Below are 24,369 nucleotides of genomic sequence, written 5' to 3'. Positions count from 1 at the left end.
GAGGAATCGCCCGGATCGAAATTGGAAGGGCCGCGTTCGACAATCGACGCGGCCCTTCGTCTGTCAGGGGGATTATTCCGATCATGCGCCTGTTGCCATGCCTTCTCCTTCTGCCGCTCGCACTGACGGCGTGCGGTCAGCCCGACACTGCCGAGGGGCCAGGCGGGGTGACCGTCGGAGAGGCGAAATCGCTGAACGACGCTGCCGCGATGCTCGATGCCAACAGCGTTTCGGCCAATGCGGTCGGCGCCGATCAGGAGATGAACCAATGACCGAGATGCGCAAACTGGGCGCCACCGACCTTCGAACACCGCCGCTCGTGCTCGGCGGAAACGTATTCGGCTGGACCGCCGACAAGCAGACCAGTTTCCGTATCCTCGATCGCTGGGTCGAACGCGGCGGCACGATGATCGACACCGCCGATGTCTATTCGGCGTGGGTCGAAGGGCATTCGGGCGGCGAATCCGAAAGCGTCATCGGCGAATGGCTGAAACAGTCGGGCAAGCGCGATGAGGTGCTGATCGCGACCAAGGTCGGTATGCTCCCCGGTGACGGCGGCAAGGGATTGGCGCCCGAGCGCATCGCGGCTGCGTGCGAGGCATCGCTGAAACGACTCGGCACTGATCGCATCGACCTATATTTCGCGCACAGGGATGACGAGGATCAGCCGCTCGAGGACGTGCTCGGTGCGTTCGCCAAGCTGATCGACGCCGGCAAGGTCCGCGCGCTCGGCGCGTCCAACTATCATGCCGCGCGGCTGAAAGAAGCGATCGACACGTCGACGCGCGAGGGCCTGCCGCATTACCATGTGCTGCAACCCGAATATAATCTCGTCAGCCGCAGCAAGTTCGAGGGCGAGTTGCAGGACCTCTGCATCCAGCACAATATCGGCGTCGTGCCCTATTACGGGCTCGCATCGGGGTTCCTGACGGGCAAGTACCGTTCGAAAGACGATCTCGGCAAAAGCGTTCGCGGCAGTCGCATGGCCGACCTGCTCGAAGGAAAGGGCAAGGCGGTGCTCGACGCGATGGATCAGGTCGCCGAACAGACCGGCGCATCGCACGCGCAGATCGCGCTGGCCTGGCTCGCCGCGCAGCCCGGCGTCACCGCGCCGATCGCCAGCGCCACCAGCACCGAACAGCTCGACGACATCATCGGCTCGTGGGACGTCGCCCTCAACGACGAACAGCTGACGGCGCTGACCGCGGCGGGCTGCTGAGCTATTATCGGTTCCGATTTTCCCGGGCGTTGATGATATCGGTAGCCGCCTTGCCGAGCGCGCCGAGCAACATTCCGGCGGACCCCGCAACGAACAGCCAGACCGCGGTGGTGTGCCAGGCCTCGAACTGCTTGAAGAACAGCACCGACCCGACGAGGAAACAGAGATTGCCCAGCAGGCCGATCGCCAGATGGATATAGGGGTAATCGCGGATCAGCGTTTTCATCGTGCGGGACCTCTGGCTGTGATCGGCCCCGTCTAACGGCCACCGCCTGCCCTGCTCAACCCGCCGGCAGTCTTTTCACGGCCTGCGCTGCCCTTCCAGCCACCAGTCCTGCCGCCAGCCGGCGAGATCCGGGACAGCCTCGCCATTTCCGTTGCGTGCGGGGTCGTAGCGAAAACGCTTCTGCGCAAGCCGGCAGGTAGTCGCATCGAGCGCGGCATTGCCGCTCGACAGCGCCACGGTGCAATTCGTCACGCGACCGCGCGCATCGACCGACAGTGTCACCGTAACGCTGCCGCGCACGCCCGCCTTGCTGGCACTTTTGGGATAGTCGCGATTGGTGATAGTACCGCTTGTGTGGCGAGCATGGACGGCGATGCCCGATCCGCTGCCGGTGCCCGATCCGCCGTTTCCGGTTCCACTACCCACGCCGCCCGCGCCCGTCCCCGGACCCGGCGTTTCGGCGGCGCCCGAGGCACTTTCGGTTCCATCCGCCGCGGCCGGCGCTACGGGAAGCGGCATGGGCGGTCGCGTCACGACCTTGGGTTCGGGCGCGACGACGGGGACCGGCCGTGCCTTCCTGTTCGGCGGGGCTGCGGCACCCTCATTCGCGGTCGACGGCTTTGCGGCGGGTTTTTCAATTTCGGGAGGCGGTGGCGGGGGTACGACGTCGAAAACCGCCAGCGGCCTGCTCACCACCTCCGTCAGGGTAACCGGCAGCCCGAGCCAGAGTCCCGCGATCAGCGCCGCATTGGCGCCCAGCGCCGCGGCAATTGCCGTCAGACGCGCTCGCCGCGGCGGCTTTCCGCCATACCCCGCCCCGAAAGATTGCGCATACGCCATCCGAGATTTCCTGCCGCACACGCACTTTATCGCGCCTGAACGCGCAGGCGCCTCACTTCGGCGCGAGCACCTCGTCGGTCTCGGCAATGCGGATCGCCTGCATCATGCCGAGATAGGCTTCGAGATATCCCTTGTGCGACGCACCGACGATGACGAGCGCCCTTGCGCCCGGATGACCGGTCAGCGCGGCGCGGATATTGGCCGCCATGTGCAGGTTTCGCGCTTCCCACCAGCCGGCATATTCGCGTCCCGGCCAACCTGGCGCGTTATCCTTTGCGGCGGCGCCGAAATCGCTGTCGAATACGATGCGCGCCTGCCCGGGCGCGTTCAGCCGCCGATAATAGGCAAGCGTGCCCTCGGGCGTTCCCAGCCAGGTATCGGCCTTTTCGCGCTGCTTTTTCCGTTTCTCGCCCGCCGGGCCGGACCAGATGCGCTTCAACGCCGCGCCATAGGCATCGGTCGCCTCGACCGCGCCATCGGCGCTGTGATCATCGACCGAATAGACGCGCTCGAGCCCGAGCCGCGCAGCGAGCTTTGCCGCCACCGAATAATCTTCATTGGCGTTGCCGCGAAGCTTTTCCAAAGTCTCGACAAGCGGCTTTGTCAGGTCGCCCTCTGCATGGCGCTCCGCCTCCGGCAGGCGAAGCCATTGCACCAGCGCAGACGGCGCCTCGCCCGATGCGAGCAGGATCGCCGCCATGCGGCGACGTTCCGATGCGGCGGGGTGCGCCGGCCATTTGCGCCACAGCCGGTTGGCCGCGATCACCGCGTCGCGCCGGTCGAGCCCAACCGCGCGCTCGGCCTCCGCGCTGTCGCGGCAATATTCATCGGCATCGTAGAAGACAGGCGCATAGCGTTTCAGGTGATCGCATTCGTCACCCGCGACATGTTCGATGGTGATGATGTCGGGCTTCCAGTCGGCAAGCCGCTGCATCAGCAGGCTCAGGTCCGACAGCCTGAAGGCGTCGGGCATGTGCGAAAGATGCGGCGTACCGAGCACCATCACCCGGGTCGGCGGCCCCGCGACCTGATCCTTATAGTCGCGCGGATCGAACCTTGCCTGCCCCGCATGCGCTGCGGGGACCGCGAGCAGCGCCGCCGCGATCACCATCTTCAACATCGTTTCCTCCCACTGCCTTTCGTGGGAGGCATAGGGATGTGTGTTATTGTGTCAACACACCTTGTTGCTCAGCCGGTCACCCGTCCCGCCACCGCATCGAGCCTGGCAAGCAGCGCAGGGTCGCGCGCATGCGGCGCGGTTATCAATGCCGTGTCGAGGCAGGTGTCTATCGGCGATGACGGGCGCTCCGCAGGCAGCGAGCGCAGCAGCCTGACCACCATCACACGCGCCTTTTCCGCGTTCGCCGAAAGCTGCGCGATCACCTGCGCGACATCGACATCGTCACCATCGTCGCGCCAGCAGTCATAATCGGTGACCATCCCGACCAGCGCATAGGGGAGCTCCGCCTCGCGCGCGAGTTTGGCCTCCGGCATCGCGGTCATGCCGATCACGTCGCATCCCCATTGGCGGTAGAGATTGCTTTCGGCGCGGCTGGAAAATTGCGGCCCCTCCATCGCCAGATAGGTGCCGCCGTCATGAACCTGCGCCCCCGCCTCGCGCGCGGCATCGAGCGCGAGGCGCGACAGCCTGGGACAGACCGGATCGGCCATCGACACATGCGCGACCATGCCGGTGCCGAAAAAGCTCGACACCCGCCTGCGCGTCCGGTCGATGAACTGATCGACGACGGTGAAGCTGCCGGGCGGCCGCTCCTCGACCAGCGAGCCAACCGACGAAACCGCCAAGATGTCGGTTACGCCCAGCCGCTTGAGGCAATCGATATTGGCGCGTGCATTGAGCCCGGAGGGGTCGATGCGGTGCCCTCGCCCGTGTCGCGGCAAGAAGACGACGCGCGCCTCGCCGACATGGCCGGTGAAGAACTGGTCAGACGGCTGCCCCCAGGGACTTTCGACCGAGACCCATTCGCCGCCCTCTATCCCCTCGACGTCGTACAACCCCGATCCGCCGATGATTCCGATCGTCCAGCCAGCCAAACCCGTCCTCGCTAATGCTTTGGTAACCCTTTCCGTCAATAGCTTGATGACCATCGGATCGCATCGACGAATTTGGGGGAAAGCGATGAAGACGAATATCCGGGCATATGATTTTGCCGAGCTGCTGGCTCAGGCACCGGATGAGATCGAGATCCTTTCGCTCGACTGTTTCGACACGCTGTTGTGGCGCGACGTGCAGGCGCCGCGCGACGTGTTCGCGGGCATCGACATGGCGGGCGGCGCGCTGGAGCCCAGAATGTGGGCCGAAGGAGCCGCCAGGCGTGCGGCACGCCTGCGCAACAATGATACCGAGGTTGATTTTCAGGCGATCTACGAACGCCTTCTGCCCAACGCCGGGCAACCGGCGATCGATGCCGCCGTCGCACACGAGCTGGCGCTGGAGGCGCGGCACTGTTTCGCGTTCGCCCCGACCGTCGCGCTGATGCGCGCGGCAAAGGAGCGCGGGCTGCAAGTCATCATCGTCAGCGACACCTACCTTAACGAAGATCAGCTCGGCACGCTGATTGCGCGTGCCGCCGGCCAGGACGTTCGCGACTTGATCGACCGGATCTTCGTCTCCTCCGCATTCGGGGTCGGCAAGGGCAACGGCATGTTCAAGCCGGTGTTGAAGGAGCTCGGCGTCCGCCCGGAGGCAATCCTTCACTGCGGCGACAACCGCATCGCCGACCAGGTCGCACCCGACACGCTTGGCATCCATACCGCCCATCTCGTCCAGTTCGACGAGGAAAGCACCGAACGGCTGCGCCATGAAGCCGTGGCCGCGGCGATGATCGATCCCACTGCGCGATTGACCGCTCCGATCAGCCAGACGCACCGCGCCGAAGTCGCCATGCGGCGAAGCGACGCACCCGCCGACATGCTGGGTCACGACGTTCTCGGCCCGCTGATGTACGATTTCGCCTGTTGGGTGAAGGACGAGGTCGCGGAAATGTCCGACCGCCTGGGCAAGCAGGTGCGTCCGCTGTTCCTGATGCGCGACGGCCATCTTCCGCTCGAAAGCTTCCGTGCTGCATTCGGCGACGATACGGACGCCGCACCCGTCGAAATCAGCCGTTTCGTGTCGTCCAGCGCGCGGCTTACCGACCGCGAGTCACTGAAGAAATTCGTCCTCGACGCTGTCGATCGCGCATCGCTCGATGCCGTATCGCGCGCGCTGATGCTGTTCGGCCATGAGGCGAAGAAACTCACCAAACTATCCCCTGCCGCCTTCTGCAAGGCAGTCACCAAGCCCGATATGGCGCGCAAGATTCTCGCGCGGTCTGCGAAGTTCACCGACCGGCTCGTCGCGCATCTGAACCGCGCCGGCGTGCACGATGGCGACGCGGTGATGCTCGTCGATCTCGGCTATAACGGGTCGGTGCAGAATCTGGTCGGGCCGGTTCTCGAGCAGCGAATGGGCCTGACCGTCGCCGGTCGGTATCTGCTTCTGCGAGAGGAACAGCAGAGCGGCCTCGACAAGCGCGGGCTGCTCGACACGCGCCATTATGAAACGCGCGCGCTGCACTCGCTTTGCATGTGCGTCGCCGTGATCGAACAGCTCTCGACCGTCGCGCAAGGGTCGGTGATCGACTATTCCGAGGATGGCGAGCCGATCCGCAAGGAAGTCGACATCAAGGGCGGCCAGAGCGCAATCCGCGATCAGGTGCAGGCGGCCTGCATCGAATTCGCGCGCAATGCCGGCAAGCAGGTGATCCGCGGCAGTCGTATCGATGAAGCGGATGCCCGGCGTCGGTCGGCCGCCGCCGTCCTGTCGCGCCTTCTGTTCATGCCGACGGCCAGCGAAATCGCGCTGCTCGAAGCGTTCGACCACGACGTCAATCTTGGCACGACCGAGGTCGTGCGGTTGCTCGACCCCGAAGAATCGTCGGCCGGGCTCCGTCGTCGTGGGCTTTCCTATCTGAACGAGACAGGCCGCATGTTCATTCCCGGCGAACTGCGTCAGCACGGCCTTCCACTCAACCTGGCGCTTTTCACGTCGAGCCGGTTTGCGCTCGACATCCGCAACAGCGATTTCGCGGTCGGCGGCATCAAGCTTCCCGTCATCCTGATGGGTGGCGGAGAGGACGGCGTGCACCTGTTCGACGCGCACCCCACTGCCGAAGGCTTCTACCGCGTCAACATTCCCGTCGCACAGACGCGCTGGACACCGGCCGTCCAGCTCGGCGCGATATGCGAATGGGCACAGGTCGATTCGGCGCAGTGGCACCGGATGGCCGATTTCGACCGGAACGGCCCTGCAAGCGGTGCCGAGGCGGTGGTGATCGCCGACGGCATGACCGACGAAGCGGGCGGCCTGTATCGATGCGAGGAAACCGGCTTCCTGATGGCGCCCCCGCCGCAGGGGAACGACGCCGTGGTCCTGTCGGTCATCTTCCGCCCCGTGATCTGGCGCCAGACGGGTATCGCCCAACGCCAGGCCGCCTAGCGCCGGAAACGGACTATTCCGAACGGACGAGCGCATATCCAAATGCCGTGAAAGCATCGATCGCTGCATCGTCACGGGCACGCGAAAGGGAACCTCTGAGCGCCTCCGTACATTCGTTGCGCATAGGCAACAGGAGGAAATGATGCAGTTACGTACCGTGGGGGTAGCACTGATCGCGAGTTCGGCGCTGTCGCTTACCGCGGCAGGCTGCAGCATGTCCGGCAGCCAGCCGATGGCGATGCCGCCTGCTCCGGCGGGCACCACCGCCGTCGCGCATATCTACACCGCCGACGGCGCCGATGCCGGAACCGCCACCGCGACCTCGCTCGCCGGCGGCGGCGTGCGCATCTCGATCGACGCGATGAATCTGCCACAGGGACCGCACGGCGCGCATATTCACAGCGTCGGCCGCTGCGATCCGCCCGACTTCAGCACCGCGGGCGGTCACTGGAACCCCACCAACACGCATCACGGCGTCAACAATCCGCAGGAACCGAAGCCGCATGCCGGCGACATGCCCAACCTGTTGATCGGCACCGATGGCCGGGGCTCGCTTGCGGTCAATCTGCCCGCAGGCAGCTTTACCGGACTGATGGATGCCGACGGATCGGCAATCGTCATCCATTCCGGCCCCGACGACATGACGAGCGATCCGTCGGGCAATAGCGGCTCGCGCATCGCCTGCGGCGTTTTCTCGCCCGGGCCCGCCTGAACTCAGCCCAGCGCGTCGTCGTCGCGGTAGCGGATCTGCAGATAGCGCCCGCGCGTGGCGAGCAGGTCAAGGTCGCCCTCGGCAAGTTGCGCGCTCATCTGACCGATCTCGTCATCGATCAGCTTCAATCCATCGGCAAGCTGCTGATCGGGCGTTCGCCCGTTGCGCTCGACGCGGCGTAGCGGCTCCGGAACGCGCTCATAGCCCTTGACCAGTTCGGGTAGCTGCTCGCCGACAAGCTTGCGGATTTCCGCCGCCGCCGGTTCGCGTTCGTCGAGCGTGGCAAGCTGCGGCGCGAGCGTTTCGAGCCGCACGCCGATCGAATCGACGAGCGTCTTGGCAGGCGCCGGCAGCGCCGGGCGGCGGCGCTCCAGCCACGCCTCGGTCTGGATCGGCAGCGCCTTCAGCGGCGTCTGGGTCAGCGTTTCGGTGGTCACCTCCGGCGTGACCGGAAAGATCGCGAGCGCAAGCGTGGCGGCGATCAGCATCGCCATCACCAGCAGCGCCCCGCCCATGCCGAGCGGCACCACCCAACCGACGATCAGCGCGCCGATGATGATCGCCAGATCGGCAACCGCGATCCGCCCGAGCCGCCGCAGCACCTCCGCCTCGCGCTGCCGCTTGGCGCGACCGCGCACGCTGCGATAGCGCTCGCGCGACCGTTCGAGAACCTCGCTCGAACGCTGAATCTGGCGATCGACCTCCGATTCCATCGCGGACTACATCGCCTCCAGCTCGAACGGGCTTTCGGACGCCGCGCCTCCGCCCTTGTTCTGCGCAGCCCCCTCGGCGCGCGCGATATAGCCCTTGGACTTCTCGACCTCCTTGTCGAGCGTATCGACGGTCGATTTCATCGAATCGAGCGCCTTCAGCTTGAACACGTCGATCGCGTCCATCGTGTCATAGATATTCTGGAAGGCACGTTGCAGCGTTTCGACCGGGATCGTCGATGCGGCCGCCTGTTCGTGGATCTGGGCGGTCTGGCTTTTCAGCAGGTTGCCCGTCGAATCGATGATCCCCGCCGTCGTGGTGTTGAGCGCGGTGATCTGGTCGAGCACCAGCTTCTGGTTGGTCAGCGCCTGCGCGACGGTAACGGCGGTGCGCAGCGCGGCCACCGTGGTGGTCGAAGCGCGATCGACGCCCTTCACCAGCTCGACATTGTTCTTCTTGACGAGATCGAGCGCGAGATAGCCCTGAACCGTCACCGCCATCTGCGTCAGCAGGTCCTGGTGCCGCTGACGGACATAGAACAGCGCGGTTTCGCGGATCGCCTTGGCCTTGGCAGGGTCGCTCGAATCGAGGTCGTTGGCCTTGTCCTCGAGCTTCTTGTCCATTTCCTTGGCGATATGGATCATCTGTTCCAGCCGACCCATCGACGCCCACAGATTCTGCCGTTCGACATCGATTGCGGCATTGTCCATCAGCAGCTCGTCCTTGCCCGAAGACAGGCTTTTCAGGATCGAGGCGATGTGCGTCTGCGACGATTTGTAGCTGTCGAAATAGTTGCGCAGCTTGTTGCCGAACGGGATGATCCCGAACAGCTTGCGCTTGGCGGTCAAATTGCCGCGCTTGCCCGGATCGAGATCCTCGATCGTCCGGCGCAGCTCGGCAAGGTCCGCGCCGACGCCCGATTCCTGGTCCATCGCGCGAACCGGGCGGTCGAGAAAGCGGTTCGACTGCCCCGCCGCGTCGCGGATTTCCTTCTGCCCCATATTGGTGATCTGATCGACCTGCTTGCCGAATTCGGGCGAATTGACATCCTGCGCGACCAGCTTGTCGATGAAGCCGTCGACGCGTTCGTCGAGCTTCGACCGGGTCTTTTCATCGACCGGCACCAGCCCCGCAGCCTTTTCGGGCGCGACGGGCGCGACCGGCTCGGGCGGGGTCAGCGTCAGATCCTTTTCCGCAGTGGCAGTATCGGTCGCCATTCATGTCCTCCGGCTTGCGAACCCTGTTTAAATGGCCGCGTTCGTGACTCCGCGCAAGTGTATCAACACAATATAACACCTGTCGAGGGCAGCGGACCTTCGCCCGAAGCCATCACTCAGAAGTCGATCGCAAGATAGCCGCTGAGATAGCGCCCTGCATTGGGTGCGAAAACATCCGGCCCGGCAATCGCGAAGCCGCGATTGTCGAACAGATTGACCAGTTGCACGCGCAGAACGGCGGTCTGCTTGGCCAGCTTGAAGCGGTACCGCCCGCCGACATTCGCCGTCGCCCGTTCGGGCACATAGAGCGCATTGTCGGTCGTCGCCGGCATCTTGCCCTTGTGAACGAAGGCGCCGTCGATCGACAATCCATCGAGGAAGGTCGTGCGCCAGTCGACGTTCAGGTTGATGAGATGGTCGGGCAGCCCGACCGGACGGACGCCGATATCTCCGGTGGCGGTCGGATCCTGCTCGACGCGCGGTTTCAGAAACACTCCGCCCGCGACGAGCCGCAGCCGCCGGGTGAGCGATCCGGTCAATGAGACTTCGGCGCCGCGGCTCCGCGTCATCCCGATCCGCGTATAATCGCCCGAAGTGGCATAGCCGAAATAGGGCCGGCGCAGGTCGAACACCCCCGCGATGAGCTTCAGATGCCCGTTGACGTTCCAGCGGAAACCGGCGTCCTTCTGTTCGGTGATGATCGCCGGAAGCGGCTGGCTGCGGTTGGCGGCGTTGGGCGGCGCTACACCGCTTTCCTCCAGCCCGCGCGAATAGCCTGCGTAAATCGCAATGTCGTTCGAGATATAGGCGGCCGCGGTGCCGTTATAGATCCAGGGTTGCGAGCGCGAGACGATCGGAGCGTCGCCCGGGATGCTGGTGGTCTTGCGGTAATCGACCTTCGACACGCCGAAGCTCAGTTCGCCGACCCCACGCCAGCGCCCTTCATAGGCCACGCCGTATCCGACCTGGCGGATGCGATCGCGCGTAACGTCGCTGAACGAGAAATCGGGACGCGGATCGGTGACCGCCTCGCCGATCCGGCGCGCGCCGAGATCGACATAATCGAAGCCGCCATATTCGCGCGTCGCATCGCGCCCGCGAATGCTGACATTGATGCGGTGGAGCCTCGGCCCCTCGGTAAAGCGGCGCGTCACCCGGACCTCACCGCTTGCCGACACCGATTTCTGGCGCGGATCGGCGATGACGAGCTGATGCGCGGCGCCATCCGGCGTCACGTCGTAAAGAAGATTGGTGTAGCTGCTGAGCGAATCATAAACCGATCGGAACCCGCCTGCACGGATCGTCCAGTTCCTCGCCGGTTTCACCGTCGCGATGACACCGTGATTGGTCGCAGTATAGCGAAAATCCGCCCATTGCGGTCCGTCGAACTGCCGCGCCGGAGGCTCGGGCGGCAGATAGTCGCCGGCAGGAATGTAATAGGGACCCGCCTCGTCGTCATAGTCGTTCGACAGCGTCCAGAAGGGCAGGATTTCGACGTTTGCCGACGGCTTCCAGCTGGCGATGAGTGCTTCGGCATGATGTTCCGAATTGGTGCCGCCCGAATATTCAGTATGCCCGGCACTTGCGCCATAGCCCAGCGAAAGAGTGCCGGTCAGCGGCTGGGTGCCATCAACTTCCAGATTGATGCTGCCGAAGCTGTCGGCATCGACAAAGACCGACTGACCCGCCTTCTGCCCCGGATGGCGCAGGCTGTAATCGACGATCCCGCTGGGCGCGGCAAAGGGATAGCCCTGGGCCGACAGGCCAACCTTGATGCTGACCGATTCGGCGATGATGCTCGTCAGCGAATAATCGGGATCGAAATAGAGTCCCTCGATACGGACGTTTCCCGCCTTGGTCGGCGAAAAACCGCGGGTATTGCCGCTGGTATAGATGCCGAGCGATTCGCGGCCCAGGTCAATGCCGAATGCGTCGTCGGCCTCGGTGACGGCATTTTCGTCCGAACGGTCCTGCGCATGCGCGCCCGTCGGCGCCACGCCCCCAAGGACGCCGAGCCAAACGGCGCCCGCCAACAATTTGCGCATTGCTCCCCCTGTACAAGGCTATCATTCTGATTTTTGCCTTGAAAAACGCTTAACGGCGGCCGCTGCGAAGCGCCAGCCTCTACTTGCGCCCTTTGCGCAGCGCAACATTTGCGCTAGAGGCGCGCGCGAACCTTCATTCCCGGGAAAAACCATGACTCTTCGCAACGTGGCGATCATCGCCCACGTCGATCACGGCAAAACAACGCTCGTCGACCAGCTTTTCCGCCAGTCCGGCACGTTCCGCGACAATCAGCGCATCGACGAACGCGCGATGGATTCGAACGACCTCGAAAAGGAACGCGGGATCACGATCCTCGCCAAATGCACCTCGGTCGAGTGGAACGGCACGCGGATCAACATCGTCGACACGCCCGGCCACGCCGATTTCGGCGGTGAGGTCGAGCGCATCCTGTCGATGGTCGACGGCGTCATCCTGCTGGTCGACGCTGCCGAGGGCGCGATGCCGCAGACCAAGTTCGTCACCGGCAAGGCGCTCGCGCTCGGCCTGAAGCCCATCGTCGTCGTCAACAAGATCGACCGTTCGGACGCGCGTGCGCAAGAAGTGCTCGACGAGGTGTTCGACCTGTTCGTCAACCTCGACGCCAATGACGAGCAGCTCGATTTCCCGACGCTCTTCGCCTCGGGCCGCAATGGCTATGCCTCAACCGACGCCGATGCACGCGAGGGCGACCTGACGCCGCTCTTCGAAGCGATTGTCGGCCATGTTCCGCAGCCCGACGTCGATGTCGACGCGCCGTTCAAGTTTCTGGTGACGCTGCTCGACCGCGACAATTTCGTCGGCCGCATCCTGACCGGCCGGGTCGAAACCGGTACGGTGAAGCTCAACCAGCCGATCCATGCGCTCGACATGAACGGCAAGGTCGTCGAGACCGGCCGTGCGACCAAGATCATGGCGTTCCGCGGGCTGGAACGCGTGCCCGTGGAAGAGGCGAAGGCGGGCGACATCATCAGCCTCGCCGGCCTTGAAGTCGCCACCGTCGCCAACACGATCTGCGACACATCGGTTTCCGAACCCATCGCCGCGCAGCCGATCGACCCGCCGACGCTGTCGATGCGCTTCGCCGTCAACGATTCGCCGATGGCAGGCCGCGAGGGATCGAAGGTCACCAGCCGCATGATCCGCGACCGCCTGTTCCGCGAGGCCGAATCGAACGTCGCGATCAAGGTGACCGAAGCCGCCGACAAGGACAGCTTCGAAGTCGCCGGCCGCGGCGAACTCCAGCTCGGCGTGCTGATCGAGACGATGCGCCGCGAGGGCTTCGAACTCGGCATCAGCCGCCCGCGCGTCCTTTTCCGCGAAGAAAATGGCGAGCGGCAGGAGCCGTATGAGACGGTGATGATCGACGTCGACGAAGAATATTCGGGCACGGTCGTCGAGAAGATGAACCTGCGCAAGGCGGAAATGACCGACATGCGCCCGTCGGGTGGCGGCAAGACGCGCATCACCTTTTCCGCCCCGTCGCGCGGCCTGATCGGCTATCATGGCGAGTTCCTGTCCGACACGCGCGGCACGGGCATCATGAACCGCGTGTACGAACGCTATGGCCCGCACAAGGGCACGATCGAGGGCCGCAAGAACGGCGTCCTCATCTCGAACGGCACGGGTGAGGCGAATGCCTATGCGCTCAATTCGCTCGAGGATCGCGGTATCCTGATGGTCGGCCCGGGCGAAGCGCTCTATGAGGGCATGATCATCGGCGAAAACGCCAAGCCCGACGACCTTGAGGTCAACCCGATGAAGGCGAAGCAGCTGACCAACATCCGCTCGTCGGGCAAGGACGATGCGATCCGCCTGACCCCGCCGCGCAAGCTGACGCTGGAACAGGCGATCGCCTATATCGACGATGACGAGATGGTGGAGGTCACGCCGAAGACCATCCGCCTGCGCAAGCGCCATCTCGACCCGCATGAGCGCAAGCGCGCCAAGCGCAGCGCGCAGGCCGTGTAAGCCATGGGCGGCGATGGTCGATATGCGACCATCGCCGCCGCCATGCACGCCTTAACCAGCTAAACCACTGCTTAACGGCCGGTTCCGGGCCGGTTCAGTCACCTCCTGCTATACCCTTAACCATCGTCGCGGTTCATGCGTTCTTCCAACGATCGTCTGGCGCGGCGGGGAATAGGAGGACCATATGACCAACATTATCAGGAAATCGGCGCTCGGCCTCGCGCTCGGTGCGACGGCGCTTACCGTCGCAGCGCCCGCCCAGGCCCAGCACTATCGCCATCACTACCGTCACCACGACCGCGGCGGCGACGTTGCCGGCGCAGCGATTGTCGGCGGCATTGCCGGCCTCGTGATCGGCGCGGCGATTGCGGACAACAACCGCTACGACCGACGCTATGACAGCCGGTACGACCGCCGCTACGACTATGATCGCGGCTATTACAACCGCCACGGCTATTATCCGACCAACGGCTATTATGCCCGCCGCTATTACGATGACTATCGCTATTGCAGCGTCCGGCGCGTGTGGGATCCGTATCTCCACCGCCATGTCCGGGTCCGCTATTGCCGCTGACGCCAAGGCAATCGCAACGACAAGGGGACGGCGGGTGCGCCGTCCCTTTTTTCATGCGCCCCCTTTTCCGGCGACCAATATTGCGGCAAAGGCGCACGCCATGAGCGACACACCTCCCGACCGCCTTTCCGTCAATCCGCGCAGCCCGCATTTCGACCAGTCGGTCCTGCAGCGCGGCATCGGCATCCGTTTCAAGGGCACCGAGCGCCGCGATGTCGAGGAATATTCGATCTCCGAAGGCTGGGTCCGCGTTCAGGTCGGCCGCAAGACCGATCGCCACGGCCAACCGCTGACGATCAAGCTGACCGGCCCGGTAGAGGCCTGGTATCAGGACGCCGAACAGGGCGAACCCGGATCGACCGGCCCGCAGGACGTCGCCGACGAGGCCTGATGCCTCGCCATTTCGCGCACATGACACAAGAAAAGGCGCCGTCCCGGTAGAGGGAGCGGCGCCTTTTGCGTTCGACCGCCGGCGCGGTGAGCGCGCCCGGCCGGCGATTAGTGCACGAAGCGCGCGACGACGTCGCGGTAGCTGCGGCTGACCTTCACCTGCGCGCCCGAATCGAGCATCAGGAAGCACTCGCCATTGGTGTGCGGCTTGACCTGACGGACGAGGTCGAGATTCACGATGGTCGAGCGGTGAACGCGCTGGAAGCGGCGCGGGTCGAGCCGCTTTTCGAGGTCCTTCATCGTCTCGCGAAGGATCAGCGTGTTGTCGCCGGTATAGATGCACATATAGTCGCCGGCGGCGTCGATGCGTTCGATCGTATCGACATCGACGCGGAAGATCTGCCCGCGATCCTTGATGTTGATGAGCTTTTCATAGCGGCTGGCCGCCGGCTGCTCGCCACCTTCGGCAAGTTCCTCGGCGGCTTCGGGCGCGACCTCGGCAAGCACTTCCTTCAGCTTCTCGATCTCGGCCTGGCCCCGCTTTTCGCTGAGCCGCGCGCGCACGCGTTCGAGCGTGTCGGCGAGCCGCGCTTCCTCGACCGGCTTCAGCAGATAATCGACCGCCTGCGCCTCGAATGCGCGGATGGCGTGATCCGAATAGGCGGTGACGAATACGACGAGCGGTGGTTCGACCTCCATCAGCCCCTGAACAACGGAGAAACCGTCGAAACCGGGCATCTGGATGTCGAGGAAGACGAGATCGGGCTTGTGCGTCTTGATCGCGCGGATGGCCTCGCGGCCGTTCTGGCACTTCTCGACGATCTCGATATCGTCATGCTGCTGGAGCCGCAGCTCCAGTCCCTGGATCGCAAGGGGCTCGTCATCGACGAGGATGGTGCGAATACTCATGCTGCCTCACGTGTCTGTTCCTGCAACTGGAACGGTATTTCAATCTCAACGCTGAACCCGCCCCCTGGGTTCGAACGCGTGGCGAATCTGTGGTCGGGGCCGAATGCCTGCGCCAATCTTTCCCTGATATTGGCAAGGCCGACCCCGGTTGAAAGGTTCGGCCTGCGTTTTGCTGCGGTCAATCCGGGTCCGGTGTCCGATACGGTGATATGCACCCTGTCCCCGGTGAGCCGCGCCGTGACCGCGATTTCGGCGCCTTCTTCCTGCGGCGTTACGGCATATTTGATCGCATTTTCGACAAGCGGCTGGAGCAGCAACGAGGGAAGTCGCGCCTTTTCCACGCGCGGATCGATGTCGAACCGCGGCCGCAGACGCTCGTCGAAACGCATCTTCTCGATCTCGAGATAGAGTTTCAGCATATCGACCTCCTGCGCCAGCGTGACGTGCGCTGTCGGTTCGTTGGCGAGCGTGTAGCGCAGAAAGTTGGACAGCCGCGCAAGCATCGCATTGGCGCGCTCGGTCTGCTTCAGCAGCACCAGCGTCGAGATCGAATTGAGCGTGTTGAACAGGAAGTGCGGATTGAGCTGATAGCGCAGCATCGTGAGCTGCGCCGTCGATGCCTGCGTTTCGAGCAGCCGCAACTGCGAAGTCTGCTCCTCGACGATCAGGTAGAAATTGATCCCGAAATACAGCGCCGACCAGCCCGCGAGCACGACGAAGTTCAGAAACACATATCCCAGCACCAGGCTGACGGTCAGGCCGGGCGTCGCATTGCGGATGAACGAAAATGTGAACGCGTCGATGACCGCATATACCGCCGTGGCCGCGACCAGCGTCGCCAGCGTGATCGCGATGCCGCTCAATCGCGGAAGTTTGCGGTAATAGCCGTACAGCGCCGACAGAAGCAGCGTCAGGCAATAGCCGAGGATCGCCTCGATGATGTTGGCGATGACGCTTTGAAACGAAAAGCTGTTGGAAACCGACGAGACGCTGCGCAGCACGAGATAGCCGCTCCACCCGGCCGCCTGCAGCATCCAGAAGGCGCGGCTCTTGTCCTCGAAAAAGGGGCGCGAGAAAATCGAAGGTTTCTGGTTGGGCACTGGCGCTGGGGCTCTCTGAAGCGTCGGCGTTGAACCGCGACTGTACCGCCGCGGGCGGGTATCGGCAAAGCAATGTAGGCGCGCCCCCCGACCGGCGCAAAGCCGACGGCACGCGGCACAAAAGAAAACCGCCGCCCCCTTTCGGGGACGGCGGCCAGTTTCTTGGGCTGTTATCGGCTTAGAAGCTGTAGCTCACGCCGACCTTGATCCGCCACAGCGACGGAGTCGTATCCACATAGATCTTATTGTAGTCACCGGTGGTCGCTTTCGACACGATGTAGCGTCCCTGCTGATCGACACCGCTGATATCGGCAACCGAAACCGAACCATAGGACGTGTTGCGCTTGCGCACGTTCCAGCCGCTGTCGAGCATGTTCAGGAAGTTGTCGACCGTCGCATACAGCTTGATCTTGTCATTCACGCCGAACAGGCGGCCCGGCCCCGGAACTTCCTGCGAGAACACGAGGTCCATATCGAAATACCACGGGTTCGTGCAGGTGTTGCCGGCGATCGAACGACCGAGATAGCCCTTGGTGCAGCTATTCGAATTCGCGAACGCAACCAGTTCCTTGACCGCATCCGTGTTCGAGCTCGGCGACAGATTCGGATCGTCGATGCCGTTCGGCACGTAGATCAGAGCATTGTCGCCCGCACCGCTCTTCGCGAACAGGTCGCGGCCCGAATAGGTCAGGCTGAACGGCTTGCCCGACGTGGCGTTGAACGTGATGCCCAGCCGCGTCTTCAGGTCGTTGATGAACGTCTCGGTGAAGTTGAGGTTCATCGCAATGCTGTCCTCCTGAGAGAACAGACCGCGCGACACCGCCGGGTTCTGGATGTCGAAGGTCGCCGGATATTTGAAGTTCGACGTCGCCTGTGAGCTGGTGAAGGCCCGACGCTCCTGAGCGTAGGTGTAAGCATAACCAACCGTGAAATCGACCGAACCGCCATCGGTGAAGATACCGCGATTGAAGCGCTTCGACAGAATGAACGACGCGACATGGCTGTCGTACCCGTCCGAGTTGGTCAGCACGATGGCGCCATAACGTCCCGTGTTGAAGCAAGCCGGCGACAGGTTGCTGTAAACCGGCGTCGGGCTGGAGCTCTGCAGCGCAGCATTACAGCCGGTGGCAAGCGGGTCGATCGGAGCATAGATCGGACGACCGTCAACCGTGTAGCCATTCAGACCCTGGCTCGGATCGACCGCCTGGGTCAGGTCCGAAACCGCGAACGGGTTGATGAAGTGGCTGTAGATATAGTCGGCCTTGACGTGCCAGCCGCTGAAGAAGCCGCCGCCCAGTTCAAGCGCGCTTTCGAAGCCGATATTGGCGCGCAGCACCGTCGGCATCTTGATGTTGGGATCGATCGACTGAACCGTGAACGAACCCTGCGCGGCCTGCGAAGAGGCATCGGCAACGACGCAGTTCGGGAAGCCGGTGAAAGACCCGTTGCTCACGACGCTGATCGGGCCTGCCGGGCAACCCGCGGCGGTCGACGTACCACGCGCGCTGCTGAAGCCGTTGTTCGAGAAGGCGTTCGAGAACCACACCAGCGGATCGCCGCCCGTGAACATGCCTGCGCCAAAGCGCAGCTTGTTCCGCGTCAGCGGACCGAAATCGCCTGCATCATAGGTGAAGGCGACGCGCGGCAGCACCTGCACCGGCAGGTTGCTGAAGCCAACCGCATTCGTACGGCCATAGCGATCGGTGAACATCGGGTTGGCGGTCGGCTGCCCGCCGTCATACCAGTCCAGGCGAACGCCCGCGACCATACCGAGTGCGTCATTGATCTGCCAGTCATCCTGACCATAGGCCGAGAAAATCGTCCGCGTGAACGTCGCCGAAGCGTCGTTGGGGTTGCCGGTGGCAGAGAAGTTTCCGAACGCACCATAGGCACCACCGGAAACGACGTTATCCGGCGCCGTATAGGTGCTGTTTCCGTTCGACAGAATGCCGTTCTGGAAGTCGGAAATGTTGTTGAAAACCAGCGTTCCGGTGCCGTTCGGAATGAACAGGTTGTAGATTTCAGCCTGGTTGAACTCGAAACCGAATTTCAGCTTGTGCCGATCGAGGTTGAGCTTGGCGATCGCCGTGCCCTGCTGGATCGTCGTGTTGAGCTGGTTCGCGGAACGATACTGGCCGGGACCGATCAGGACCGTGGCGTTGTCGCCGGTTCCGTTGTCGACACCGACCACCAGACGGACGATCGGGTTGCCCGACTGCGCTTCTCCGCCGCCGAACGGGTCCTGGATGTCGTTGACCTTCGAATAGGAATAGCGAATCTCGGTCGAGAAATTGTCGGTCCAGTCCGAGAAGAGGCGGCCCGAATAATAATCCGACTTCGTACCCGAATTCTCATAGGTGTTCTTACCGGTCAGCTGGACGCTGCGTGGCCGATAGCTGAAATCGTCGGTGCTGAGCGCGACTTCCTCGAGACGCTGATAGGTCGCCTCGAAACGCTGACGGTCGTTGATCTGCCAGTCGAGACGCGCAAAATAGCGGTCGTTGGTATAGGGCAGGTTGCTGACCAGCGGGCCAGGATCCTCGCCGTATACGTTACGCGCGATATCGGCGATCTGGTTGAACTGGTCCTGCGAGATGCCCGACAGCGTGTTCGCATAGCCCGTCGCGCCCGCAGGGCCGTAATCCTGAGACTTCGCGGTTTCGATGTGCGAATATGCGCCGAAGAAGAACAGGTGGTCCTTGATGATCGGCCCGCCGAGCGAAACGCCCCAGCGCTTCTCCGGATTGATGTCACCGACGGTCTCGCCAGCGACCTTGGTACCGCGCAGGTTGTTGTCCGAATATTCGAAGAACGCATCACCGTGGAAGCTGTTGCTGCCCGACTTGGTGATCGCGTTCACCTGACAGCCGGTGAAGCCGCCATATTCGACGTCGTAAGGCGCGAACTGGACCTGGACTTCGCGCAGCGCGTCATACGGAAGCGGCGCCGAGGTGCGCGAGGCATAGGCGGTACCGTTCAGGCCGAAAACGTCGCCCTGCTGGATGCCGTCGACGGTGAAGCTGTTGGTGCGGTTGTTGCCGCCCAGGCACGAATAGGTGATCTGGTCACCGCTCTGGTCCAGCGAAACGCGCGGGTCGTAGCGGATAATGTCCTGAATATCGCGGCCGAAGCTCGGCGTATTCTCGATCGTCTGCTCACCGAACGCGCTGCCCGGGCCAACCGCAAGCTGCGTCAGGTTCGCGCGCGTACCGGTAACGACGATCGCGCCGGCGCCCGAAGTCAGGTTGAACGTCAGGCGGGTGTTACCCTGAAGCGACGTGTTGACGTCGTTGACCGTCTGGCCTTCGAAACCCGGAGCCGACGCGGCGATCGTGTAGGGGCCGCCCGGCGTCAGGTTGCTGACCGAGAACTGGCCGGTCTGGTTGGTCGTCTGCGTGCGGCTGGCGCCGGTACGCGTATCGGTGACGACAACCGTCGCGCCCGAAATCGGCGCGCCAGAAGCGTCGGTGACGGCGCCTTCGATGCCCGTCGTGATCTGCTGCGCCGAAGCGGCGGCAGGAATTGCGAGCGCGACCGCAGCCGCACCAAAGAGAAGGTGGTTTCGCATCAATAATCCCTCTTGGAGCCCAAGTGCTCGTGCACGCGGTGGTGTTCACCGTCGCGCCCCCGTTGGAGGTTCTTTATTTCGGTTCGATGACAGTCAACGCCGTCAGAGCGCCGGAACGAAAAGACTCATGCTGCGTTGCAAAAACGCATCACCCCGTCCCGCGCATGGATCATGTCGCCGATTGAACGATCCTTGCCCATTCGGCTTCATCGACGACACGAATCCCAAGTTCGGATGCCTTTTTGAGTTTCGAACCCGCACCCGGTCCCGCAACGACCAGTCCGGTCTTCGCCGACACCGATCCCGACACACGCGCACCCAATGATTCCGCCTGCGCCTTCGCCTCGTCGCGCGACAGCGTTTCCAGGCTGCCCGTGAACACGACGGTCAGGCCGGAGACTTCCGAGTCGCGCACCTCTTCGGCCAGCGGCGGCGGGGATACTTCGCTGAGCAGATCGTCCCACGCCTCGCGGTTGTGCTGTTCCGCAAAGAAATCGACGAGCGCCTGCGCGACGACGGGGCCGACGCCGTCGACCGCCTCTATCTCGCCGCGCGCTTCGGCATCGTCAGCCGCTTTGGACGCCACCTCCGCGAGCCGTTCGACCGTGCCGAACGCGCGCAGCAAATCGCGCGCGGTGACGCTGCCGATGTGCCGGATGCCAAGCCCGAACAGGAACCGCGCGGGATCGGGCGCCCGCCGCTGCTCGATCGCCGACAAGAGGTTATCGACCGACGTTTCCGCCCAGCGCTCGCGCGCGAGGATCTCGTCGCGCTTGGTGTGCAGGCGAAAAATGTCCGCCGGCGAATGAAGCAATCCGTCGCGAAAGAAGCTCTCGACGGTGGTTCCGCCCATGCCGTCGATATCGAGCGCACCGCGACTGACGAAATGACGCAGCCTCTCGACGCGCTGCGCGGGGCAGATCAGCCCGCCGGTGCAGCGGATATCGACCTCGCCCTCCTCGGCCACCGCGTCCGAACCGCATTCGGGGCATTTGTCGGGAAACGGCCAGGGCTCGCGGCCGTCGTCGCGGCTTAGATTCTCGACGATCTGCGGAATAACATCGCCCGCGCGCTGGATGACGACGCGGTCACCCGGATGCACGCCGAGCCGTGCGATCTCGTCGGCATTGTGCAACGTCGCATTGGTCACGACGACCCCGCCGACCGTCACGGGCTCCAACCGCGCGACCGGCGTGAGCTTGCCCGTCCGCCCGACCTGGATGTCGATCGCGTTGAGGGTGGTCTGCGCCTTTTCGGCAGGAAATTTGTGCGCGAGCGCCCAGCGCGGCGCCTTGGCCACGCTGCCCAGCCGCTGCTGCCAGTCGAGCCGGTCGACCTTGTACACGACCCCGTCGATGTCGAAGGGCAGGTCGGCGCGCTCGGCCTCTATGCGGCGGTAGTGATCTAGCGCTGCGGTCACATCGAACGGGCCGGCGAACAGTTCGGACACCGGAAACCCTTTCGCGATCCGGCCAATCCGTCCCGCCTGCGTTTCCTCGACCTCCGCACCGACCAGTTCCCCCCAGCCCCAAGCAAGGAAACGCAACGGGCGGGTCGCGGTTACGGCCGCATCCTTCTGGCGCAGCGAACCCGCGGCGGCGTTGCGCGGATTGGCGAACTGCCGCGCCTTGTCGGCGTTCCCCGCGTCCTCGGCCTCGCGCAGCAACCGCTCGTTGAGCCGAAGGAAATCGGCCTTGGCCATGTAGATTTCCCCGCGCACCTCGAACACGTCCGGAGTGCCGAACGCGTCTTCGGGAAGCTGGTCGGGAATATCGGCGATCGTCCGCACATTGGCCGTCACGTCCTCGCCAATCCGGCCGTCACCGCGCGTCAGGGCACGGACGAGGCGGCCCTTTTCATAGCGAAGCGAACAGGACAGCCCGTCGATCTTCGGCTCGGCGGTCAAGGCCACGGCGTCGTCCTCGCCAAGGCTCAGGAACCGCCGGATGCGCGCGACGAACTCGACGACCTCTTCGTCGGAAAACGCGTTTTCCAGACTCATCATCGGTTGCGCGTGCGCGACCTTGGACAGATGCCCTGCCGGCGCCGCACCGACTTGCACCGAGGGGGAATCGGCGCGCACGAGATGGGGAAAGGCCGCCTCTATCGCGTTGTTGCGGCGGACCAGCGCATCATATTCGGCATCGCTGATCTCGGGAGCGTCTTCTGCGTGATACAGGCGATTGTGATGCGCGATCCTGCTGGCCAGTTCGGCCAGTTCGGCGGCGGCTTCCTCGTCGGTATTGGGCAGGCGGTCCATCGGCGAAGCGGTAAGCGGCAAGCCCGCCGCGATCAAGCGCGAGAAATTCAGCCCGTCTTGCGCAGTATCTTCGATGTCGGCCTGAGCCGCGCCATGTCGAACGGTTCCGCGAATTCCAGCCCTGCCCTACCGCCCTTGGCCCAGCGTAGCTTGGCCGCGAACATCTGCCCGTCGAGCAGTTCGATCTTCACCTCATACCCGTTCACATCGCCCGGAAACTCGATTCCATCGATCATCGCGCCGGTGGTCGACATGTTGAGGATACGCACTTCGCCGCGCGCGTCGCCCACATCGAGCATGGCGCGGCGCAGCATCTTCACGCGCTGGGCGCGGCTGACCTTGAATCCAGACGGCTTCGCTGCACCACCTTCGGCCTGGAGCAGTTGCCCAGCTTCGCCGGCATCCATCGGCTTGCCATAGACATAGCCCTGCACATGGCTGCAACCGAGTTCCCGGATCAGGTCGATCTCGTCCTGAACCTCCAGCCCTTCGGCGGTGGTTTCCATGCCCAGCGTTTCGGCGAGCATGACGATCGCCTTGATGATCGCGGCATTGCGATTGCCCGGCACCACCGCGCCGCGCACGAAGCTCTGGTCGATCTTGATCTTGTCGAACGGCGCCTTCTTCAGATAGCCGAGCGACGAATAGCCGGTGCCGAAATCGTCGAGCGCGAGCCGGACGCCGATACCCTTCAGGCTGGCGAACATCCGGTCGGACGCGTCCGATTCGTTCAGGAACACGCCCTCGGTGATCTCCAGTTCGAGCCGATTGGCGGCGAGGCCCGACTGAGCGAGCGCGTTGGTGACGATCGCCGGCAATGCGGGGTTGGCGAACTGGATCGGCGAAACATTGACGGCGACACGAACGTCGCCCGGCCACTGCGCCGCTTCCTTGCACGCGGTGCGCAACACCCATTCGCCGATCGATTCGATCAATCCGCATTCCTCGGCCACGGGAATGAACTCTGCCGGCGACACCGCACCTCGCGCCGGATGCGTCCAGCGCACCAGCGCCTCGAATCCCACGATCCGCGCGTCCTCCGTCGCAACGACCGGCTGATAGGCGACATGCAGCTGATCCTGCGCCAGGGCGGTTCGAAGATCGTCTTCGAGCCGCTTGCGGCTCTGCGCACCGGTCAGCATCTTTTCATCGTAGAAGCGGTGGACGCCGCGCCCGTCGGACTTCGCCGCATATAGCGCCAGATCGGCGCTGCGCGTCAACGTTACGGCATCATTGCCGTCGTCCGGGGCAATCGCGATGCCGACCGAGCAGCCGATCGAAATCGACGACCCGGCGATGAAATAAGGCTGCGACAGCGAATTGATGATTGCCCTGGAAAGCTGGGCAAGACGCTCGCGGTTTCCCTCGCTGGGCAGAATGACCTCGAACTCGTCGCCGCCGAGGCGACCGACAAGCCCCCTCTCTCCCACCGCGCGCAGAAGCCGCTGGCCGACCTGCTTCAACAACGCGTCGCCGGTCTGATGCCCCAGCGTATCGTTGACCGCCTTGAACCGGTCGAGGTCGAGCAGCAGCAGCGAGGTCACGCGATATGCACTCGATTCGGCGAGCGTCTGGCTCAGCGACAGGCGCATCCGCTGCCGGTTGGCGAGCCCAGTCAGCCCATCGAACAATGCCAGCCGGTTGATCTCGGCCTCGGCCTTGCGCTTTTCGGTGAGGTCGCTGCCATTGCCGATAAAGCCACGAAACCTGCCCATCTCGTCGAGTTGCGGGCGGCCCGAGATCGACCACCAGCATTCTTCCTGATCGTCGCGCGCCGGACGCACCGAATAATCCGAAAACGACGTGCGCGACGACAGGTGAAAGCCGAGCGTTCGCTCGGTATCGGGCGAATCGCTGTCGATGACGAACAGGTCGGTCAGCATCGAACCGATCGCCGGCGCTTCGGGCGTGTCGAGCACCTTCGCGACCTTGTCCGAAACATAGGTGAGCCGGCCGGTGCGGTCGGTTTCCCAGAACCAGCCGCTGCTGTGCCGTTCATATTCGCCGAGCAGGCGAAGCGCGCGCTCGGCTTGCTCGTGACGCGCAGCATCCTTGTCTGCCGCCCCGGTAAATCTGCGCATAGAGGAGAACATGCTGCTCACCTGCCCGCGCTAGCAGACAAAGCTTC

The 24,369-nt window shown here is 63.8% G+C and carries 19 protein-coding genes; 7 read left to right on the top strand and 12 right to left on the bottom strand.

Annotated features, from left to right (window positions below; all coding sequences use genetic code 11):
• Positions 1-83: 83 nt before the first annotated feature.
• Positions 84-272 (top strand): hypothetical protein, encoded by a 189-nt coding sequence (locus J7S20_RS12860; protein ID WP_284054649.1) that lies wholly within the window; start codon positions 84-86, stop codon positions 270-272.
• Positions 269-1,219 (top strand): aldo/keto reductase, encoded by a 951-nt coding sequence (locus tag J7S20_RS12855; RefSeq protein WP_284054648.1) that lies wholly within the window; start codon positions 269-271, stop codon positions 1,217-1,219. The genes J7S20_RS12860 and J7S20_RS12855 overlap by 4 nt, the downstream gene beginning before the upstream one ends.
• A gap of 4 nt (positions 1,220-1,223) precedes the next feature.
• Here the strand turns inward: J7S20_RS12855 and J7S20_RS12850 are convergent, their stop codons facing one another.
• The 4 genes from J7S20_RS12850 to J7S20_RS12835 form a co-directional block, all read right to left on the bottom strand.
• Complete coding sequence (locus tag J7S20_RS12850; protein WP_284054647.1) at positions 1,224-1,445, bottom strand: YrhK family protein; 222 nt, start codon at positions 1,443-1,445, stop codon at positions 1,224-1,226.
• 75 nt (positions 1,446-1,520) lie between these two features.
• Positions 1,521-2,285 carry an energy transducer TonB gene (locus tag J7S20_RS12845; RefSeq protein WP_284054646.1) on the bottom strand — a complete coding sequence of 255 codons (765 nt, stop codon included), beginning with the start codon at positions 2,283-2,285 and terminating at the stop codon, positions 1,521-1,523.
• Between the two features lie 52 nt (positions 2,286-2,337).
• Positions 2,338-3,405: a DUF5694 domain-containing protein gene (locus J7S20_RS12840; protein ID WP_284054645.1), complete on the bottom strand. Its 1,068-nt coding sequence runs from the start codon at positions 3,403-3,405 to the stop codon at positions 2,338-2,340.
• A gap of 68 nt (positions 3,406-3,473) precedes the next feature.
• Positions 3,474-4,340 (bottom strand): S-methyl-5'-thioadenosine phosphorylase, encoded by an 867-nt coding sequence (locus J7S20_RS12835; protein WP_284054644.1) that lies wholly within the window; start codon positions 4,338-4,340, stop codon positions 3,474-3,476.
• Between the two features lie 85 nt (positions 4,341-4,425).
• Between J7S20_RS12835 and J7S20_RS12830 the strand changes: the two genes are divergently transcribed.
• Together J7S20_RS12830 and J7S20_RS12825 are read left to right on the top strand one after the other, a co-directional pair.
• A complete protein-coding gene (locus J7S20_RS12830) occupies positions 4,426-6,786 on the top strand; it encodes a hydrolase (protein ID WP_284054643.1) in 2,361 nt (786 codons plus the stop codon).
• Positions 6,787-6,925: 139 nt separating this feature from the next.
• Positions 6,926-7,498, top strand: coding sequence for a superoxide dismutase family protein (locus tag J7S20_RS12825; RefSeq protein ID WP_284054642.1), 573 nt, complete (start codon positions 6,926-6,928; stop codon positions 7,496-7,498).
• 2 nt (positions 7,499-7,500) lie between these two features.
• Here J7S20_RS12825 and J7S20_RS12820 read toward each other — a convergent pair whose 3' ends face one another.
• The 3 genes from J7S20_RS12820 to J7S20_RS12810 form a co-directional block, all read right to left on the bottom strand.
• Positions 7,501-8,211: an HAD family hydrolase gene (locus J7S20_RS12820; protein ID WP_284054641.1), complete on the bottom strand. Its 711-nt coding sequence runs from the start codon at positions 8,209-8,211 to the stop codon at positions 7,501-7,503.
• A gap of 6 nt (positions 8,212-8,217) precedes the next feature.
• A complete protein-coding gene (locus J7S20_RS12815; RefSeq protein WP_284054640.1) occupies positions 8,218-9,426 on the bottom strand; it encodes a toxic anion resistance protein in 1,209 nt (402 codons plus the stop codon).
• A 116-nt stretch (positions 9,427-9,542) separates the two neighbouring features.
• Positions 9,543-11,471: a TonB-dependent receptor gene (locus J7S20_RS12810; RefSeq protein WP_284054639.1), complete on the bottom strand. Its 1,929-nt coding sequence runs from the start codon at positions 11,469-11,471 to the stop codon at positions 9,543-9,545.
• A gap of 151 nt (positions 11,472-11,622) precedes the next feature.
• Between J7S20_RS12810 and typA the strand changes: the two genes are divergently transcribed.
• The 3 genes from typA to J7S20_RS12795 all read left to right on the top strand — a co-directional run bounded on the left by typA (position 11,623) and on the right by J7S20_RS12795 (position 14,405).
• Positions 11,623-13,440, top strand: a complete 1,818-nt coding sequence (gene typA / locus J7S20_RS12805) for a translational GTPase TypA (protein ID WP_284054638.1) — start codon at positions 11,623-11,625, stop codon at positions 13,438-13,440.
• A 184-nt stretch (positions 13,441-13,624) separates the two neighbouring features.
• Positions 13,625-14,014: a hypothetical protein gene (locus tag J7S20_RS12800; RefSeq protein WP_284054637.1), complete on the top strand. Its 390-nt coding sequence runs from the start codon at positions 13,625-13,627 to the stop codon at positions 14,012-14,014.
• A gap of 100 nt (positions 14,015-14,114) precedes the next feature.
• Complete coding sequence (locus J7S20_RS12795; protein ID WP_284054636.1) at positions 14,115-14,405, top strand: DUF3297 family protein; 291 nt, start codon at positions 14,115-14,117, stop codon at positions 14,403-14,405.
• 107 nt (positions 14,406-14,512) lie between these two features.
• Here J7S20_RS12795 and J7S20_RS12790 read toward each other — a convergent pair whose 3' ends face one another.
• The 5 genes from J7S20_RS12790 to J7S20_RS12770 form a co-directional block, all read right to left on the bottom strand.
• Positions 14,513-15,313, bottom strand: coding sequence for a LytR/AlgR family response regulator transcription factor (locus tag J7S20_RS12790; RefSeq protein ID WP_284054635.1), 801 nt, complete (start codon positions 15,311-15,313; stop codon positions 14,513-14,515).
• A complete protein-coding gene (locus tag J7S20_RS12785) occupies positions 15,310-16,347 on the bottom strand; it encodes a sensor histidine kinase (protein ID WP_284055081.1) in 1,038 nt (345 codons plus the stop codon). The genes J7S20_RS12790 and J7S20_RS12785 overlap by 4 nt, the downstream gene beginning before the upstream one ends.
• A gap of 244 nt (positions 16,348-16,591) precedes the next feature.
• Positions 16,592-19,981, bottom strand: coding sequence for a TonB-dependent receptor (locus tag J7S20_RS12780; protein WP_284054634.1), 3,390 nt, complete (start codon positions 19,979-19,981; stop codon positions 16,592-16,594).
• Between the two features lie 169 nt (positions 19,982-20,150).
• Positions 20,151-22,241, bottom strand: coding sequence for an NAD-dependent DNA ligase LigA (gene ligA, locus J7S20_RS12775; RefSeq protein WP_284054633.1), 2,091 nt, complete (start codon positions 22,239-22,241; stop codon positions 20,151-20,153).
• Positions 22,242-22,288: 47 nt separating this feature from the next.
• Positions 22,289-24,322, bottom strand: coding sequence for a putative bifunctional diguanylate cyclase/phosphodiesterase (locus J7S20_RS12770; protein WP_284054632.1), 2,034 nt, complete (start codon positions 24,320-24,322; stop codon positions 22,289-22,291).
• Positions 24,323-24,369 lie beyond the last annotated feature (47 nt).

Origin of the sequence: Stakelama marina (assembly GCF_018122655.1) — a bacterium.
Lineage (GTDB): Bacteria > Pseudomonadota > Alphaproteobacteria > Sphingomonadales > Sphingomonadaceae > Sphingomonas > Sphingomonas marina.
The sequence above is the reverse complement of the archived record's forward strand: the minus strand, read 5'-3'. Positions and strand labels throughout refer to the sequence as shown.